The sequence below is a fragment of the Burkholderia sp. AU44665 genome, assembly GCF_030504405.1.
GTDB classification, from domain to species: domain Bacteria; phylum Pseudomonadota; class Gammaproteobacteria; order Burkholderiales; family Burkholderiaceae; genus Burkholderia; species Burkholderia semiarida.
On sequence record NZ_JAUJRI010000004.1, the window covers coordinates 103,206 to 118,532 of the forward strand.

The following is a 15,327-nucleotide window of genomic DNA, read 5'->3' on the forward strand; positions in this document are numbered from 1 at the left end:
GCGGCGTACGGTGCGCCGTTCGCGGGGCCGGCGGCGAGGCCGGTGCGGGTCGCCAGGCACGGGCGCAACCCGCGCCGATCATAAACGCCGGGGCCGCGGTTGTGAAGCATGCAGGACGTGCGGTGCGTCAAGCTCGATGCATTCGTGCGCCGGATCGTGCGGGCGAGTCGGCACGCGCAGCGTGCGGGTGGGCCGCGACGGGCATACCTGAAATTCAGGAACGCGAAAATCGCGACGCCGTCGCTTCTCGTAACCGGTACTACGCCTGCTTGCGCTTCGCCGCAGGTTTCGGTGCCGGCGCGGGCGATGATTTCGATGCCGGTTTCGCTTTCTGCGCCGACACCGGTTTCGATGCGGATTTCGCCGCCGGCTTCGTTTTCTGTGCCGACGCGGGTTTCGTTGCCGGTTTCGACGCAGGTTTCGCCGCCGGTTTCGCCGCCGGTTTCGCCGCCGGTTTCGCCGCCGGTTTCGCTGCTGGCTTCGACGCAGCCTTCGCAGCAGCTTTCGGCGCGGCCTTCGGCCCCGCCCCGGCTGCCGTCTTCGACGCCGCCCTCGCCTTGCGCTTCGGCGGCCCGGCCAGCAGCGCCGCGCGATACGCGCCGCGGCACCAGTCGAACAGCGCGCCCGCATCCTCGAGCACGTCGGCCGGCGTTTCGTAATAGCCCTCGAGCGCGACGGTGCGCGTGGGCCGCGCATACGAGAACGGCCCCATCCCCGCCGCGACGAACGCCGGCCGGTTCACGTCGTCCACACGCAGGAACAGCGACCCGCGCGACAGGAAGCCGAACATCACGCCGTCGAGCCGCAACGCCGCACCGCTGAAGAACCGTGCAACGGTGAGCGTGCCGAGCGGCGCAAGCCGATACGCGATTTCCTCACCGTGCGCCTTCTCCGCCTGCCAGCTCATGCGGACACCTCGCAGCGCCGCGTCCACGCATCGAACTCCGCCGCGTCGACACCCACGGCCGCCGCGCTCTCGCGAATCTGCCGCCACGTCGCGCGGTCGACCGGAATGCCGGCCGTGCCGCGTGCGGCGCGGCTCGCTTCTTCAGGTTCTCCAGGCATCCGCACCGGCGTATCGCCGGCCTGCGGCGACGCCTTCGCCCATGCAACGAATGCATCGGCTTCGCGTTCGGCGTCGGCTGCGTCGAACGCGTTCGGATCGATCAGCACCGACAGCATCCCGTTGACGATCGCACTCGTCTTCTGCAGCGTATCGCCGTACGTCGTATGCCCGCCCACCAGCGCACCGCCGAAGATCTCGCACATCGCCGCGAGCGCATAGCCCTTGTGCAGCCCGAACGGCAGCAGCGCGCCGAACGGCTGCTCGTGCATCACGGCCGGATCGTCGGTCGGCTGGCCGCGATGGTCGATCAGCGACCCGGCCGGCACGCGCTTGCCCTGGTTGTAGGCGACGCGCGTCTTGCCGTACGCGATCGCGCTCGTCGCGAAATCGAGCAGCAGCGGCGGCTTGCCCGCTCGCGGATACGCGGCGCAGAACGGGTTCGTGCCGAAACGCGGATCGGTGCCGTGCAGCGGCGCGACCAGCAGGTCGCCCGGCACGTTGACGAAATGGAACGACACGAGCCCCGCGCGCGCGCACTGTTCGGCCCAATGCCCGATGCGGCCGAGGTGGTGAACGTCGCGCAGCCCGATCGCGCAGATGCCCATGCGTCGCGCGCGCTCGATCCCTTCGACCATCGCCTCGAACGCGATCACCTGGCCGAAGCCGCGCCCGCCGTCGATCGTCAGCACCGCGCCGCCGTCGCGGACGATCGACGCGTGCCCGTTCAGCTGCAACTGCCCTTCCCGCCACGACGCGACGTAATTCGGGATCATCCCGATCCCGTGCGAATCGTGGCCGGCGAGATTCGCGCCCACCAGATGATCGGCGACGAGCGTCGCCTCGCGCGGGTGGCTGCCGGCCCGTTCCCAAAGTGCCGCGACGAATGCATGCAGCGGTTCGGCGCGCATGCGCAGCGGTTCGGTATCGGGCGTCGGCAGTGCGGTCATCGGCAACACTCCATCGAGTCGGTTCGGGTCGGGCAACCGGTACGTCGAACGTCGCGACGATCAGCGCGCGGTCGCGATCACGTCGGCCACCGCCGCCGTGAGCTTCTTCGCGTACGGCACGTGCAGGAACTCGTTCGGGCCGTGCGCGTTCGACTTCGGCCCGAGCACGCCGCACACCATGAACTGCGCCGCGGGAAAGCCTTCCTGCAGCACGTTCATCAGCGGAATCGTGCCGCCGAGGCCCATGTACGCGCAGTCGGCGCCGAAGTGGCGACGCGACGCGGCGTCGAGCGACGACGCGAGCCACGGCGCGAGATCCGGCGCGCTCCAGCCGGTCGCGGCGCCCGCGTCAGGCTTGAACGTGACCTTCGCGTTGTACGGCGGATCGAGTTCGAGCAACGCCTTCAGTTGCTGCACGGCCTGCGCGGCGTCGACGAGCGGCGGCAGCCGCAGCGACAGCTTGAACGCGGTGCGCGGACGCAGCACGTTGCCCGCATCGGCGAGCGCCGGCATGCCGGCCGCGCCGGTGACCGACAGCGACGGACGCCACGTCGAATTCAGCAGCGCCTCGCGCGGATCGGTCGTGGTCGGCAGCACGGGCTTGCCGTCCTGGCCGCACGCCCACGGCAGCCCCTTCCACACCGTGTCGCCGAGAATCGCGGCGGCGGCCTCGGCTTCGCGCACGCGGCTGGCCGGAATCTCGCAATGGAACGCGCCCGGCAGCAGGTTGCCGTTCTTCGCGTCCTCGAGGCGTTCGAACAACTGGCGCATCACACGGAAGCTCGACGGCGCGATGCCGCCATAGACGCCCGAATGAATGCCTTCTTCGAGTACCTCGACCTGCAGGTCGCCGGACACGAGGCCGCGCAGCGACGTGGTGAGCCACATCTGGTCGTAGTTGCCGGCGCCCGAATCGAGGCACACGACGAGCGATACCTGGCCGAGCCGGTCGCGCAGCGCGTCGACGTACGGCAGCAGGTCGTAACTGCCAGACTCTTCGCAGGTCTCGATGAGGCCCACGCAGCGCGGCCGCTCGATGCCCTGCTCGTCGAGCGCGCCGAGCGCCGCGAGGCTCGCGTAGATCGCGTAGCCGTCGTCCGCGCCGCCGCGGCCGTACAGCTTGCCGTTCTCGAACTTCGGCGTCCACGGGCCGAGGTCCGCGCGCCAGCCGTCGAATTCGGGCTGCTTGTCGAGGTGGCCGTACAGCAGGATCGTATCGGTGCTGCCCGAGCGCGTGGCCGGCGACTCGAAGAAGATCACCGGCGTGCGGCCCGGCAGACGCACGATTTCGAGCTTCAGGCCCTTCACGGGCTGCCGTTCGGCCCACTGCGCGGCGTCGGTGACGACGCGCTCGAGATAGCCCCGCTTCGCCCAGTCGGGGTCGAATGCGGGGCTCTTCGCGGGAATCGCGATGTAGTCGGTCAGCGCGTGGAGGATTTCATCGTTCCACTTGCGCTCGATGAAGGTCACGAGCTTGTCATGGTCGAGGACGCGGGTAGTGTCGACGGATGTCATGGTGGGGGTGCCTGGATCGGGCTGACGAAAACCCAGATCATACGCCGATGCTTCCCCGCCGGCGCCCCCTTCCCGGCTGTTCGGACCGCGGTCGGCAACGCGTCGCGCAGCCCGGCCGCGCAGGCGAGCGCGTCGCGCCACAGGCGCCGCGTCGGTTCACCCGCATCCTTCTTCGCGTGCGGGACGGCATCGTTGTTCGGAATGAGCGGCCGCCGCCACATGAGTCGCGCTTTTCATCGTCGCGCACGCGCCGCCCTGCCCGGCGCGCGCTACGTGCCGCCGCGATCCATCCCGCGCCGGTACGCAGCCGGGCTCGTCGCCGTGACGCGCCGGAAATGCCGGCGCAGCGATTCCTCGGAACCGAACCCCGCGCGCGCCGCGATCTGCGCGAGCGACAACGCGGGCTGCGCTTCGAGCATGTCCTTCGCGACGTTCACGCGTTCGCGGATGAGCCACGCGAGCGGCGACATCCCCGTCGCATCCGCGAACTGCCGCTGCAGCGTGCGCGTGCTCATCGCGGCCTGCGCGGCGAGCGATGCGAGCGTGTGCGGCTCGGCCGCATGCGCGCGCATCCAGTCGATCAGCTTCGCGAGCCGGTCGGTGCCGCCCGGTGCGACCGGACGCGGCACGAACTGCGCCTGCCCGCCGTCGCGATGCGGCGGCAGCACGAGGCGCTGCGCGACGCGGTTCGCGATCGCGCCGCCATGATCGCGGCGCACGAGATGCAGCAGCATGTCGAGCCCCGCCGCCGAGCCGGCCGACGTGACGATCCGCCCTTCGTCGACGTACAGCGCATCCGGATTCACGCGCAGCGCCGGATAACGCGCCTGCAGGTGTTCCGCATACCGCCAGTGAGTCGTCACGGTCAGGCCGTCGAGCACGCCGGCCGCCGCCAGCACGAACACGCCCGAACAGATCGAGCAGAGCCGCGCGCCGCGCCGGTGCGCGGCCCGCAGCTTCTTCAGCAACGGCTCGGGCGGGCGTTCGTCCGGATCGCGCCAGCCGGGAATCACGATGGTGTCCGCGCGATCGAGCATCGCGAGCCGGTAGGGCGCGGCAACGGTAATGCCGCCTGCCGCGCGCACGGGCCCCGGCTCGCTCGCGCACACCGCGAAGCGATACCAGTCGACGCCGAGTTCCGGGCGCTCGAGCGCGAACAGTTCGACCACGCAGCCGAATTCGAACGTGCAGAGGCGATCGTAGGCGAGCGCGACGACGAGATGATTGTGCATGGCGCGATGTTACCGGAACTTGTCGATCGCGCCACTGCCGCGAAACCGGCCGAACCGCGATACTGCCCCTCATTGCGGCGCGTTTCGTGCCCGTTCAACCCGGAGAGCCCGACCATGTCCCACGTCACCGACATCCCCGCCGCCGACAGCCCGGCCGCCCTCGCGCATTTCGAGGCATCGCTGCGCTTCGAGACCGACTGCTGGGACGTACACGATGCCCTCGCGTCGGGCACGCCCGATTTCGTGCTGCTCGACGTGCGCGGCCCCGACCTGTTCGCCGCCGGCCACGTGCCCGGCGCGCGCAACCTGCCGCACCGCAAGATCATCGAAGGCAAGCTCGCCGGTTACCCGGCCGACACGCTGTTCGTCGTCTACTGCGCGGGGCCGCACTGCAACGGCGCCGCGCGCGCGGCGGTCCGGCTCGCGCGCCTGGGCCGCCCGGTCAAGCTGATGATCGGCGGCGTGACGGGCTGGCTCGACGAAGGTTTCGCGCTGAGCAACGACGTCCGGCCGGCGGACGCCGAAGCCGCCTGATCGTCACTAAAAGCGCAACAATCAATTGCCTGCACACGAACGGAAAAAGCGCGACAATCAGCCCCATTGCAGTTCGGACGGAGCAGCACCATGCATGATGCAGTCCTGATTCAAGTGGCCGGTTCAGTCGCGGCGATCGCGCTCTATTTCCTGCCGGCCGTCATTGCCGACCGGCGCGGCCGGCACGACAAGCTGACGATCGCGATGTTCAACGCACTGTTCGCATGGACGGGCATCGGCTGGCTGATGACGCTGTACTGGGCATGCCAGCCGAACCCGCGCACCGACGTCGCGCAGACGATCCTCGCGAAGCGCCGCGGCGTCAGCATGCGGACCTTCTCGACCGGCCTCGTCGAACGCGTGCAGCGCCGCGTCGCCGCGCAGGAGCAATGGGCGGAAAAGCAAGGCTGCCGTTAAGCCCCTGCCGTCAAGCCACTCTTCCCCGCTTCACCGTATCGCGTCGAACTTCGGCATCCTGACGTTGGTCGACGCGCGGTAATCCCACTTCAGCGCGTCGCGCGGCGGCCAGCCGCCCGCGCGCAGCCGCGCCGCCAACACCCCCGCCGTCACCGCCCGTGCGATCCGCTCGCCCGGACACCCATGCGGCCCCGTGCCGAAGCCGAAATTCGGCCCCGACACGCGGCCCGGCATCAGCCGGTGCGGATCGCGATGCACGGCCGGATCGCGGTTCGCCGCGGCAAGCACGACGAGGATGGCATCGCCGGCGTCGACGCGCACGCCTTCGATCGTCGTGCGCGCCGCGACGAAGCGGCGCGTGTTCTGCACCGGCGCATCGAAACGTCCGACTTCGGCGACGAATGCGTCGAGCGCGGCGGCATCCGGCACCGTGCCCGCTTCGCCGTTCCATGCCACGAGTGCATTGCCGAGCCATGCGGCCGTCGCCTCGCACGTCTGCGACAGCAACCCGACGAGATTCGCGACGAGCGCGCCGCTCGCGTGCCAGCCCGACGCACGGGCCGCCTGCTGTACCGCGGCGACCAGCGTGCCGTCGTGCGCACGCGACCGCGCGAAGCGTTCCGTCATCCGGTCGAGCAGGTGCCGCGCCGCGTCGCTCGCGCGCGCCAGCGCTGCGGCATCCGATAGCGGCGACAGCGCGGCGACGAACTCGACGACCCGAGCGGCAATGTCGTCGAGCTGCGTTTCGTCGAAGCCGAGCAGATCGGCAACCGCGCACACGGGCACCGTCATGCACCACGCGTTCAGCGCGTCGACATCGCCGGGCGCCGGCAACCGCCGCGCGGCAAGCGCGTCGGCGCGATCGCGCAGCGCATCCGTACCGATCGGCGCGAACGCCGCGCGCAACGCCTGCTTCGGTACGTCGTGTCGCGACGGGCCGTCGTTCATGCGTACTAGGTCGCCGAACAGCGCGCCGGCCGTCGTGCCGCGCAACGCGGGCGGCACCGGCGCGTCCAGCGGCCGCACGCGGCAGGCCGGATGGCCGAGCACGGCCGTCACGGCGGCCGCGCGGCTCGCGACCCACAGGCCGAGCGTGGCGTCGAACGCGAGCGGCGGCCCGTCGACGAGCGCTGCGTAATAGGGATAGGGATCGCGGTGCGTGACCGCGGCAACAGGATCGGTCGGGTTCATGCGCTCAGTATCGGCGCCGCGCGCCGCCGCATGTTTCGGGATGGCGTGAAATGTCGTCGCACGGGCGCCGCGCGCCACGCGTGACACGTCGCGGCATCGCGGCGGCCGGCCGGCGTCAGGCCGCCGACCGCGAGCGGAGCGACTGCATGCGCAGCCGGACCCGTCCGGCCGAAATCGCGCGCGGCTCGGGCACCACCGTGTCGTGATGGAACATTTCCTGCCGGAACTCGCCGCTTTCGTCGAACCACTGGCAGATCAGCCAGTCGCCGTCGTCGAACACGACCGGCCCGGCATACGTGACGGTCATGCGCGGCCCGCCCGTTTTCAGCGTCACGACATCGCCCACGCGAAATCCGACGCGGTGATTTTCTCGGATCGTCATCGCTCTCTCAGCTTTTTATATATTGAATATATTGATATTCCCGGCAGGCACTCGCCGATCATTGGAACGTGCCGCAGATTATCAATCAAAAAATCATCCCGCAACTCCCACGCACTGAAACGTTCTGAACTGGAACCTGCAACAATGCGCGGTATCGGCACGGATGGCGGCTCGTCGCGCATCAGGCCCGGCGCGGGTGACGCGCCGGCGGCAGCCGATCGGGCGGAATGCGGAGAATAAACGATGAATTTCGCGCCGTCATCGACGATTAATCCGGACACGAAATCGGTTGATTATTGTCAATTCATTTTTTACGTAAACGCATGCGGCTTTTATTGGGGCTCATTCATCGAACAAAATCGGCGAATTATCCGGCGCCGCAAACCAGCGGTTGATATCGCGCCCCGGCACGGCTGCCCGGCTGAAGGTGAACGTGCCGTCGCGACGCATCTCCGTCGCCGCGCGCAGGAACGCACCGAACGCGGCCCGCGCCAGCGCGCCGCCGACGCTGACACGCTTCACGCCGAGCGCCGCCAGCGCGTCGAGGCTCAGCAACCCGCCCTGCAGCCCCATGACGACATTGACGGGCGCGCCGACCGCCCGCGTCACGGCCGCGATTTCGTCGGGATCCGTGATGCCGGGCGCATACAGCACGTCCGCGCCGGCGTCGCGATAGGCGACGAGCCGCGCGATCGTGTCGTCGAGGTCGCGGCGGCCGTGCAGGTAATTTTCGCAGCGGGCGGTCAGCGTGAACGGAAACGGCAGCGCGCGCGCCGCGTCGACGGCCGCCGCGATGCGCTCGACCGACGCGTCGCGCGCATAAATCGGCGTATCGGCACGGCCGGTCGCGTCCTCGATCGAGCCGCCGACCGCGCCCGCCTCGGCCGCCAGCCGGATCGTTTCGGCCACCGTGTCGGGCGCGTCGCCGAAGCCGTTCTCCAGATCGGCGCTCACCGGCAGGCCGCCCGCGGCGACGAGCTCGGCGATATGAGCGAGCATCGCGTCGCGGTCGATCGCGTTGTCGGGGCGCCCTTTCGAAAACGCGTAGCCGGCGCTCGTCGTGGCGAGCGCCTCGAAGCCGGCCATCGCGAGCAGGCGCGCGGTGCCGGCATCCCACGGGTTCGGGATGATGAACGCGCCGGGGCGCGTGTGCAGCGCACGGAAAGCTTCGGCGTGGCGGGCTTGCAGGTCGGAACGGGTCATCGCGAACTCCCGGGAAGGTGTTGACGGATGAGCTTACGCCGGTCGTGCACGCGACGTTTCAGCTTTCGCCGAAATGTCGTCGCGCAACAGGAAAGACGCTGGCGTCCGGGCTGCCGGCCACTACGCCGGGCGGCCCGCGTCGGTTCACGTCGATGCGGGCGGCCCGCCGTCGATGCCGAGCAACACGTCGGTGACGGCCTCGGAGAACCGCATCGCGCGACCGTCGATCAGCACGCCCTCCGGATTCGACGGATCGCGTACCGCTTGCGGCACGCCGTGCGCGATCAGCACGCGTGCGCACGCTTCCCAGTCGGGATCGCCGACGCCCTCCGGTTCGTTGACGGACGCCCAGGACAGCGTACCGAGCGCGTCGCTGCCGAATCCGTGCATCTCGCGCCAGCTTGCGCCGTGCGCGAGCAGGAACGCCAGCAGTTCGGCATCGCCGCGGAACACCGCGTGATTCAGCGCGCTCGCGTCCCAGTCGCCGCCTCGCGCGGCGATCGGCCAACCGAGTTCGACCATCGCCTTCACGACGTCGCGCGAACCCCATGCGGCGGCGTCGGGCAGCAGCCGCAGCCGGTCGTCGGACAGTGCGCCGGGCAATTCGGGATGCTTCGCCTGAATACGCCGTGCGTCGTCGGCATCGGCGCGCGCGCAGGCCGCCATGAACGCGTCTTGCGCATCGAGCGCCTCCTGCGCGCCGGCCGCGCGCAACAGCGCCGCGACCTCGGACAACCCGGTCTGCATCGCGAGCCGATACGCGCTGACGCCCGCGGCGGTCCGCGCGCCGGGATCGGCGCCGGCCGCCAGCAGCGCGGCGACGTGGCGCGCCGGGCAACGCACGGCGATCGCGCGCAGCAACGGCGCGCCCCACGTTTTCGTCGGCCCTTCGCCGGCCGGCTCGTTCGGGTCGCCGCCATGCGCGAGCAGCAGCTCGAGCGCGGCCGCGTCCGGCATGTCGAGCGCGCGCCGCAACGCATTGGTCCCGCCCACCCGGGCGCCGTGCTCGAGCAGCAGGCGCGTGCATGCCGGGTTCTCCACCGAGTGATACAGCGATTCGCCGTCGTTCGGATCGGCGCCGGCTTCCAGCAGCATCGCGGTAAGCACGGGATCGCGATTGACGCCGGCGGCGCCATACAGCGCCGACAGCGGCGCCGACTCGTCGGGCTCGGCGAGCGAGGCCGGCGGATACCGGTTGCCGATCCGCTGGTTCGGATCGGCGCCCGCGTCGAGCAGATGGCGCGCGCACGCACGCAACCTGGCCGCGAATTCGGGAAGCTGCCCGAGCCGCGAATGCGTGACGGCGACGAGCGGCGGCAGCTTCAGCACACCGCCGGCGCGCGCGATCCACCCGGGATCGGCGGCCAGCGCGCCCTTCACCGCGGCGAGATCGCCGGCCGCGCATGCGATCGCCGGGTCCGCCGACACGAGATCGGGATGGTCGTGCAGCAATTGCGCGGCCACGCGCGGCCGGGCTGCGTCGACGCCGCCGGTCACCTCCGCGCCGTACGCGTGGTCGAGCCAGCGCCGCATCAGCAGCGACCGTGCTTGCCGCGCGAGCGCATGCGTTTCGACGAACGCGCCGAGATCGGCCCAAGACGCAAAACCGTACTCGCGCGCGATGCACGACTGCGCGTCGTGCAGACGAAGCCCCAGCGCGAGCGTTTCGTCATGCGTGCGGTTCGCGGCGGCGGGCAGGAATGCGACGAAGCGTGCGACGGCATCGGCATCGCCCTGCCGGTACAGGCGCAACAACGCCTTGGCCTGCTTTTTCAGATGATCGGGATGGGCGTCGGGAGGCAGCTTTTTCATGCGGATCCTTGTGCATGGATGGCCGAAGGTCCGCAATACCGCCAGCACGAAGGATGGGGAAGACTGGATTGGCTGCGACAGGTGGGTTGAACCCTTTCCGCGGACCCGGAAGCGACCTGCATCGCTGCCCGGTATCGTAGGCGATGGCCGTCGGCATCGTCAATCGCGCGGCATCGCGCATGCGCGCAGCAGCGATGCCGTTCAGCCCGCGAGTTTCTTCGTCAGGAAGATGCGCGTATGCCCGACCGGATAATCGGGCAGCTCGCCGAAGCGGACATAGCCGCGCTTCTCGTAGAACGGCCGCGCCTGGAAGTCGAACGTGTCGAGCCATGCGCTGTGACAGCCGCGCGCGACGGCCTCCTGTTCGGCCAGATCCATGATGCGCGTGCCGGCGCCCTGCCCGCGCGCGGCCTCGGGCACCACGAGCAGGTCGACATGCAGCCAGCCGAACGCCGTGCCGCCCCACAGGCCGCCGACCACCGCGCCGGCCGCGTCGGTCGCGATCACGGCCAGCGGCCGGAAGTCGACCGGGCCGGCCTGGCTTTCGTTGAAGCGAATGAGCGGCGCGACGATCTGCTTGCGCACGTCCGCGTCGCCCGCGTCGGTCACTGCATAGGTCAACGTCATCGATTGCGTCGGGTCATCAATGAAGGTTCGCTGAAACCGCACATCCCGCGCCCGTCAAACGACGTACGCGCCCTTCGCGTGCAGTTCCGCCTCGGTCCGCTCGAGCGCGGCGATCGCATCGCTGCCTTCGAGCGCCAGCAACTGCGCGACCAGCGCCTCGGCCATCGCGTGCGCGGCCACCAGCGACGGAAAGAACGACGGGCTGTCGTGCGTGAAGATCAGTTGCGCGTCCGCGTGCAGCGCGATCGGCGACACCGCGCTGTCGGTGATCGCGACGATCCGGCTGCCCTGCGCCTTCGCGGCCTGCGCGACGCGCGTCGCCTCGGCCGAATACGGCGCGAAGCTGACGATCACGGTCACGCTGTGCTTCGCGATCGTCCGCAACTCCATTTCGAGCGAACCGGCGACGCCGTTGAGCAGCGACACGGTCGGACGGAACAGCCGGTAGCCGTAGACGAAACCGAACGCGACCGGATAGCACGAGCGAAACCCCGCCACGTGCACGTGCGATGCCTTGCGGATCAACCTCGCCGCATCCGCGAGCGCGTGCGCGTTCTGCGCGGCGGTCGCCGACAGGTTGTGCTGCTGCGCGGCGAGCAGATCGTGCGCGAGCGACGCCTTCGCGTCGGGCCGCACCAGCGAGCGCGCACGCTGCGTGAGCGGCTCGGGCCGCGTGCGCACGCGCGCGACGCACAGGTCGCGCAGCTCGTTCCAGCCGGGAAAGCCGAATTGCTGCGCGAGTCGCACGAGCGACGCGGGCTGCACCTGCGCGCGCTGCGCGACCTTGCGCATCGACGACGTGGCGACTTCGTCGGGATGATCGAGCAGGAAGGCGGCGCCCGCCTGGAATTGCGGGCTCAGCTCGGAAAATTGCGCCCGGATCCGGGACGCGAGTTCGTCGAAATTGGCGGCCATCTTGGTGGGAACGGGAACCGGTCGTCCATGGTATCACCGGCCCCGTGCCCACCGGTCAGCGCAGCACTTCGACGTGATCGGCGTCGACCTTCACGCTGCCCGACCATTTGCGCTCGAATTCGCCGGTCACCTTCACTTCGTTCTTGTCGCTGACGGGCTGGCCCGCTGCCCACAGCTTGTGGTCGATCTCGACGCGGATCGTGCCGGTCGCGTCGGCGAATTCGTAATCCTCGCCGCCGACGTGCTTGACGATGCGCCCCTGCAACTGCACGTGCTGGTCGTCCTTGCCATTCGCGAGCAGTTCCTTCACTGTCGTCGTGGTCAGCGCGGACGGCCCCGTGTATTGCGCATGGACGGCGGCAGGCAGCGTGGCGAGTGCAATCATCAGGATTCTGGCCAGGTGTTTCATGATCTCGTTCCTCTTCTTCGATGTGGCGCCGCGCTTCGTTGAACGCGACGGCGCCAGATTACGGACCGTAAGATTAAGCAAACCTGAAGGGCATGCCGAAGTGACACGGCGCCGCATCGGACGAGTACGAAAGCGGACCGCGCACCGCGCGCATTTAAGCCAGACCTAAGATGCGCACGCTTATCATGGGAACCCCGGGCGCCGCGGCGCCCCCGTTGAAGAGACACGAATCCATGCGCGTACTGCTCGTCGAGGACGATCCGCTGATCGGCAGCGGGCTCGAACAGGGCCTCAAACAGGAAGGCTTCGCGGTCGACTGGGTGAAGGACGGCGACGCCGCGTCGCTCGCGCTGCGCACGACCGGCTACGGGCTGCTGCTGCTCGATCTCGGGTTGCCGAACCGCGACGGCCTGTCGGTGCTCGCCGCGCTGCGCCGCCGCGACGAAAACCTGCCCGCGATCATCATCACCGCGCGCGACGGCGTGCCGGACCGCATCGCGGGCCTCGACAGCGGCGCGGACGACTATCTCGTCAAGCCGTTCGAGCTCGACGAACTGCTCGCCCGCATCCGCGCGGTCAACCGCCGCCATGCGGGCCGCGCGCAGACGACGCTCGCGATCGGCCCGCTGCGGCTCGATCCCGTCAAGCACCTCGTCTGGCTCGACGACGACGAAGTGCCGCTGTCGCCGAAGGAATTCGTGCTGCTGCACGAGCTGATGCGCGAACCGGGCGCGGTGATTTCGCGCGAACAGTTCGAGGAACGGCTGTACAGCTGGGGCGAGGAAATCGAGAGCAACGCGGTGCAGGTGCATATCCACAACCTGCGCAAGAAGCTCGGGCACGACGTGATCCGCACGGTGCGCGGCGTCGGCTACCGGATCGGTGACGGCACGTGACGCGCGTGCAACGCGCGCTCGCGCGCTGGCGCAACGCATCGCTGCGGCGGCGCCTGCTGACGTGGCTGATGCCGGCCGCCTGCGTGATCGGCCTGGTCGCAAGCGCCGGCACCTACTGGGGCGCGCTGCGCGAACTCGACGACCTGCTCGACGACCAGATGCGCAGCATGTCGAAACAGATCGTCGTCGGCCCGAACGGCGAGCTGTCGTTCAGCAACCGCGCCAGAGGCAAGCACGGCTTCGAGGCGAGCGACCCCGATGCGGTGCTGCTGCAGGTATGGCGCAACGGCACGCTCGTGTATTCGACCGACCGCGACTCGAAGCTGCCGCCACCCGCGCAGCAGGGCATCGCGAGCGTCGACGTCGGCGGCCAGCCGTGGCGCACCTATGTGACGGAGCGCGGCGGCACGACGATCCGGCTCGCGCAGGCGCGGCATGCGCGCTGGGAAGCGATCGCGGGCATCGCCGTCCATCTTCTGTGGCCGGTGTTCTCGATGCTGCCGCTGCTCGCGCTGGGCCTGTGGTTCGGCATCGGCGCGGGGCTGCAGCCGCTGCGGGCGATCGCGGCAGGCCTGAAACGCAGGAATGCGAACAACCTCGAGCCGGTCGACGTCGCATCGATGCCGAACGAGGTCCGTCCGCTCGCCGAGGCGATCAACGACCTCCTCGCGCGCCTCGACCGCTCGTTCACGCTGCAGCGTCACTTCATCGCCGATGCCGCGCACGAGCTGCGCACGCCGATCATGGGGCTGTCGATCCAGTCCGAACTGCTGCGGCGCGCGGCGACCGCGGAGGAGCGCGAGCGCATCCTCGCGCAAATCCACGCGGGCACGACGCGCCTCGGCCACCTCGCCGAACAGTTGCTGACGCTCGCGCGCCTCGAACCCGATGCGCAGGCGGCCGTCGCCGCGTCGGCGCCGGTCGATCTCGCCGCGCTGTGCCGCTCGGTGGTGTCGGACCGCGCGCGCGTCGCCGACGCGCACCGCATCGATCTCGGCGCAATCGTCGACGCACCGGTGATGGCCGCGGGCAATGCCGACACGCTGCGCGTGCTGCTGAACAATCTCGTCGACAACGCGATCCGCTATGCAGGTGAAGGCGCGCGCGTCGACGTGTCCGCGCGCATCGACGGCGCGACGCCCGTGCTCGAGGTGGCCGACGACGGCCCTGGCATTCCGGAGGCCGAACGCACCGACGTGTGGGAGCGCTTCTATCGCGGCGAAGGCGCGCAGGCAGTCACGTCGTCGGGCAGCGGGCTCGGGTTGTCGATCGTCAAGCGGATCGCCGAACAGCATCGCGCGACCGTCGCGCTCGCGACCACGCGCGGCGGGCGCGGGCTGACCGTCACGGTGCGCTTCCCGCGGCCGGCCTGATGCGCGGGCGGCGGACGGCTTGTCCACAGATTATGTTGGCAAGCTTGTGGGCAACCCCTCCATTAACGGCACCAAGCCATTGATCGGAAAGGGTTTGTCATCGGTGCGCGGCAAACGCGCCGGACCGCGGCAAGCACGCGCTCACATCGGCCGCTTCACGCTGGCGGCCGCCGACGAAGCCGACTTTCTCGTCGTCTGAAGGCCGACGCGGCGTTCATGAAGCGGCAGCCGGGATTGATCTCGACGCAGCTTCATCCAGAAGGTCTGGCGTGGCCGATATCTGCACGGCGCGAGTCCGCGTGTGCGACGTGTGGCGGCGCATGACATCGGCCGAATCGCGACCGCCGACTTCTCCACAGAAAATGTTGGCAAGCTTGTGGATATCCTGCGCACCGCGACGCTAAACCCTTGATCCGATGGACTTTGGCACGCGTGATGCCGACGCGGCGCACGTGATGGCCGTCGCGCGCACCCTTCGCCGCACATCGCGTCACGACGCCGCGACAACGGACGCCCGCCCCCCGTCATGACCGCTGCATGCGGACCGAACCTGCATCGCCCACTTACCCACAAATTTTGTTGGCAAGCATGTGGATAGCCTGCGCATACCGCGATCAAGCATTTGATCCGAAAGACTTTGTCCGCGCCGCCTAGAAACGGCACACGGGCGGCCAAGCGCCGGTTGCATGCCGCTGCGGTACGTGATGCGCCGCCCGCCGCGCCGGCTGCGGTGCTTGTCCACAGATTGTGTTGGCAAGCGTGTGGATAGCCTGCGCATACCGCGGCCAAGCGCTTGATCCGAAAGACT

At 69.4% G+C, this 15,327-nt stretch carries 16 protein-coding genes; 5 read left to right on the top strand and 11 right to left on the bottom strand.

Annotated features, from left to right (window positions below; all coding sequences use genetic code 11):
• Positions 1–259 precede the first annotated feature (259 nt).
• From QZM15_RS11455 to ftrA, 4 genes are all read right to left on the bottom strand, one after another.
• A complete protein-coding gene (locus QZM15_RS11455; RefSeq protein WP_302106401.1) occupies positions 260–907 on the bottom strand; it encodes a TfoX/Sxy family protein in 648 nt (215 codons plus the stop codon).
• Positions 904–2,013, bottom strand: coding sequence for a malate/lactate/ureidoglycolate dehydrogenase (locus QZM15_RS11460; protein WP_060012004.1), 1,110 nt, complete (start codon positions 2,011–2,013; stop codon positions 904–906). Before QZM15_RS11460 ends, QZM15_RS11455 begins: the two co-directional genes overlap by 4 nt.
• A gap of 60 nt (positions 2,014–2,073) precedes the next feature.
• Positions 2,074–3,528, bottom strand: a complete 1,455-nt coding sequence (locus tag QZM15_RS11465) for a M20 family metallopeptidase (RefSeq protein WP_059639823.1) — start codon at positions 3,526–3,528, stop codon at positions 2,074–2,076.
• 269 nt (positions 3,529–3,797) lie between these two features.
• On the bottom strand, positions 3,798–4,760 hold the full coding sequence (ftrA, locus tag QZM15_RS11470) for a transcriptional regulator FtrA (RefSeq protein ID WP_302106402.1): 963 nt from the start codon (positions 4,758–4,760) through the stop codon (positions 3,798–3,800).
• A gap of 114 nt (positions 4,761–4,874) precedes the next feature.
• Between ftrA and QZM15_RS11475 the strand changes: the two genes are divergently transcribed.
• Entirely contained in the window at positions 4,875–5,294 is a 420-nt protein-coding gene (locus tag QZM15_RS11475) for a rhodanese-like domain-containing protein (RefSeq protein WP_302106403.1), read from the top strand.
• A 90-nt stretch (positions 5,295–5,384) separates the two neighbouring features.
• Positions 5,385–5,711, top strand: coding sequence for a superinfection immunity protein (locus QZM15_RS11480; protein ID WP_006480800.1), 327 nt, complete (start codon positions 5,385–5,387; stop codon positions 5,709–5,711).
• Between the two features lie 30 nt (positions 5,712–5,741).
• Here QZM15_RS11480 and QZM15_RS11485 read toward each other — a convergent pair whose 3' ends face one another.
• From QZM15_RS11485 to QZM15_RS11515, 7 genes are all read right to left on the bottom strand, one after another.
• Positions 5,742–6,902, bottom strand: coding sequence for a cytochrome P450 (locus tag QZM15_RS11485; protein WP_302106404.1), 1,161 nt, complete (start codon positions 6,900–6,902; stop codon positions 5,742–5,744).
• Positions 6,903–7,017: 115 nt separating this feature from the next.
• Positions 7,018–7,284, bottom strand: coding sequence for a YodC family protein (locus tag QZM15_RS11490; protein WP_059584584.1), 267 nt, complete (start codon positions 7,282–7,284; stop codon positions 7,018–7,020).
• Positions 7,285–7,626: 342 nt separating this feature from the next.
• Positions 7,627–8,487, bottom strand: a complete 861-nt coding sequence (locus QZM15_RS11495; RefSeq protein WP_302106405.1) for an oxaloacetate decarboxylase — start codon at positions 8,485–8,487, stop codon at positions 7,627–7,629.
• A 144-nt stretch (positions 8,488–8,631) separates the two neighbouring features.
• Positions 8,632–10,299 carry an ankyrin repeat domain-containing protein gene (locus QZM15_RS11500; RefSeq protein WP_302106406.1) on the bottom strand — a complete coding sequence of 556 codons (1,668 nt, stop codon included), beginning with the start codon at positions 10,297–10,299 and terminating at the stop codon, positions 8,632–8,634.
• 201 nt (positions 10,300–10,500) lie between these two features.
• On the bottom strand, positions 10,501–10,926 hold the full coding sequence (locus tag QZM15_RS11505) for an N-acetyltransferase (RefSeq protein WP_059584579.1): 426 nt from the start codon (positions 10,924–10,926) through the stop codon (positions 10,501–10,503).
• Between the two features lie 54 nt (positions 10,927–10,980).
• Positions 10,981–11,841: a MurR/RpiR family transcriptional regulator gene (locus tag QZM15_RS11510; RefSeq protein ID WP_060310604.1), complete on the bottom strand. Its 861-nt coding sequence runs from the start codon at positions 11,839–11,841 to the stop codon at positions 10,981–10,983.
• 55 nt (positions 11,842–11,896) lie between these two features.
• A complete protein-coding gene (locus tag QZM15_RS11515; RefSeq protein WP_302106407.1) occupies positions 11,897–12,250 on the bottom strand; it encodes a NirD/YgiW/YdeI family stress tolerance protein in 354 nt (117 codons plus the stop codon).
• A 233-nt stretch (positions 12,251–12,483) separates the two neighbouring features.
• Here QZM15_RS11515 and QZM15_RS11520 point away from each other — a divergent pair, with 233 nt between their 5' ends.
• Genes QZM15_RS11520 through QZM15_RS11530 form a run of 3 tightly spaced genes read left to right on the top strand, consistent with a single transcriptional unit; the run spans position 12,484 to position 14,718 of the window.
• Positions 12,484–13,146, top strand: coding sequence for a response regulator (locus QZM15_RS11520; RefSeq protein WP_059584573.1), 663 nt, complete (start codon positions 12,484–12,486; stop codon positions 13,144–13,146).
• On the top strand, positions 13,143–14,519 hold the full coding sequence (locus QZM15_RS11525) for an ATP-binding protein (RefSeq protein ID WP_124859802.1): 1,377 nt from the start codon (positions 13,143–13,145) through the stop codon (positions 14,517–14,519). The genes QZM15_RS11520 and QZM15_RS11525 overlap by 4 nt, the downstream gene beginning before the upstream one ends.
• Before the next feature lie 19 nt (positions 14,520–14,538).
• The gene (locus tag QZM15_RS11530) at positions 14,539–14,718 is read left to right on the top strand and encodes a hypothetical protein (RefSeq protein ID WP_302106408.1); all 180 of its coding nucleotides are present in this window, start codon (positions 14,539–14,541) and stop codon (positions 14,716–14,718) included.
• Positions 14,719–15,327 lie beyond the last annotated feature (609 nt).

Bases quoted from the DNA above. Each gene is read 5' to 3' on its own strand.
- QZM15_RS11455 (WP_302106401.1), bottom strand. From the start codon at position 907: ATGAGCTGGCAGGCGGAGAAGGCGCACGGTGAGGAAATCGCGTATCGG.
- QZM15_RS11500 (WP_302106406.1), bottom strand. From the start codon at position 10,299: ATGAAAAAGCTGCCTCCCGACGCCCATCCCGATCATCTGAAAAAGCAG.
- QZM15_RS11520 (WP_059584573.1), top strand. From the start codon at position 12,484: ATGCGCGTACTGCTCGTCGAGGACGATCCGCTGATCGGCAGCGGGCTC.
- QZM15_RS11460 (WP_060012004.1), bottom strand. From the start codon at position 2,013: ATGACCGCACTGCCGACGCCCGATACCGAACCGCTGCGCATGCGCGCC.
- QZM15_RS11505 (WP_059584579.1), bottom strand. From the start codon at position 10,926: ATGACGTTGACCTATGCAGTGACCGACGCGGGCGACGCGGACGTGCGC.
- ftrA (WP_302106402.1), bottom strand. From the start codon at position 4,760: ATGCACAATCATCTCGTCGTCGCGCTCGCCTACGATCGCCTCTGCACG.
- QZM15_RS11510 (WP_060310604.1), bottom strand. From the start codon at position 11,841: ATGGCCGCCAATTTCGACGAACTCGCGTCCCGGATCCGGGCGCAATTT.
- QZM15_RS11475 (WP_302106403.1), top strand. From the start codon at position 4,875: ATGTCCCACGTCACCGACATCCCCGCCGCCGACAGCCCGGCCGCCCTC.
- QZM15_RS11515 (WP_302106407.1), bottom strand. From the start codon at position 12,250: ATGAAACACCTGGCCAGAATCCTGATGATTGCACTCGCCACGCTGCCT.
- QZM15_RS11495 (WP_302106405.1), bottom strand. From the start codon at position 8,487: ATGACCCGTTCCGACCTGCAAGCCCGCCACGCCGAAGCTTTCCGTGCG.
- QZM15_RS11465 (WP_059639823.1), bottom strand. From the start codon at position 3,528: ATGACATCCGTCGACACTACCCGCGTCCTCGACCATGACAAGCTCGTG.
- QZM15_RS11490 (WP_059584584.1), bottom strand. From the start codon at position 7,284: ATGACGATCCGAGAAAATCACCGCGTCGGATTTCGCGTGGGCGATGTC.
- QZM15_RS11480 (WP_006480800.1), top strand. From the start codon at position 5,385: ATGCATGATGCAGTCCTGATTCAAGTGGCCGGTTCAGTCGCGGCGATC.
- QZM15_RS11485 (WP_302106404.1), bottom strand. From the start codon at position 6,902: ATGAACCCGACCGATCCTGTTGCCGCGGTCACGCACCGCGATCCCTAT.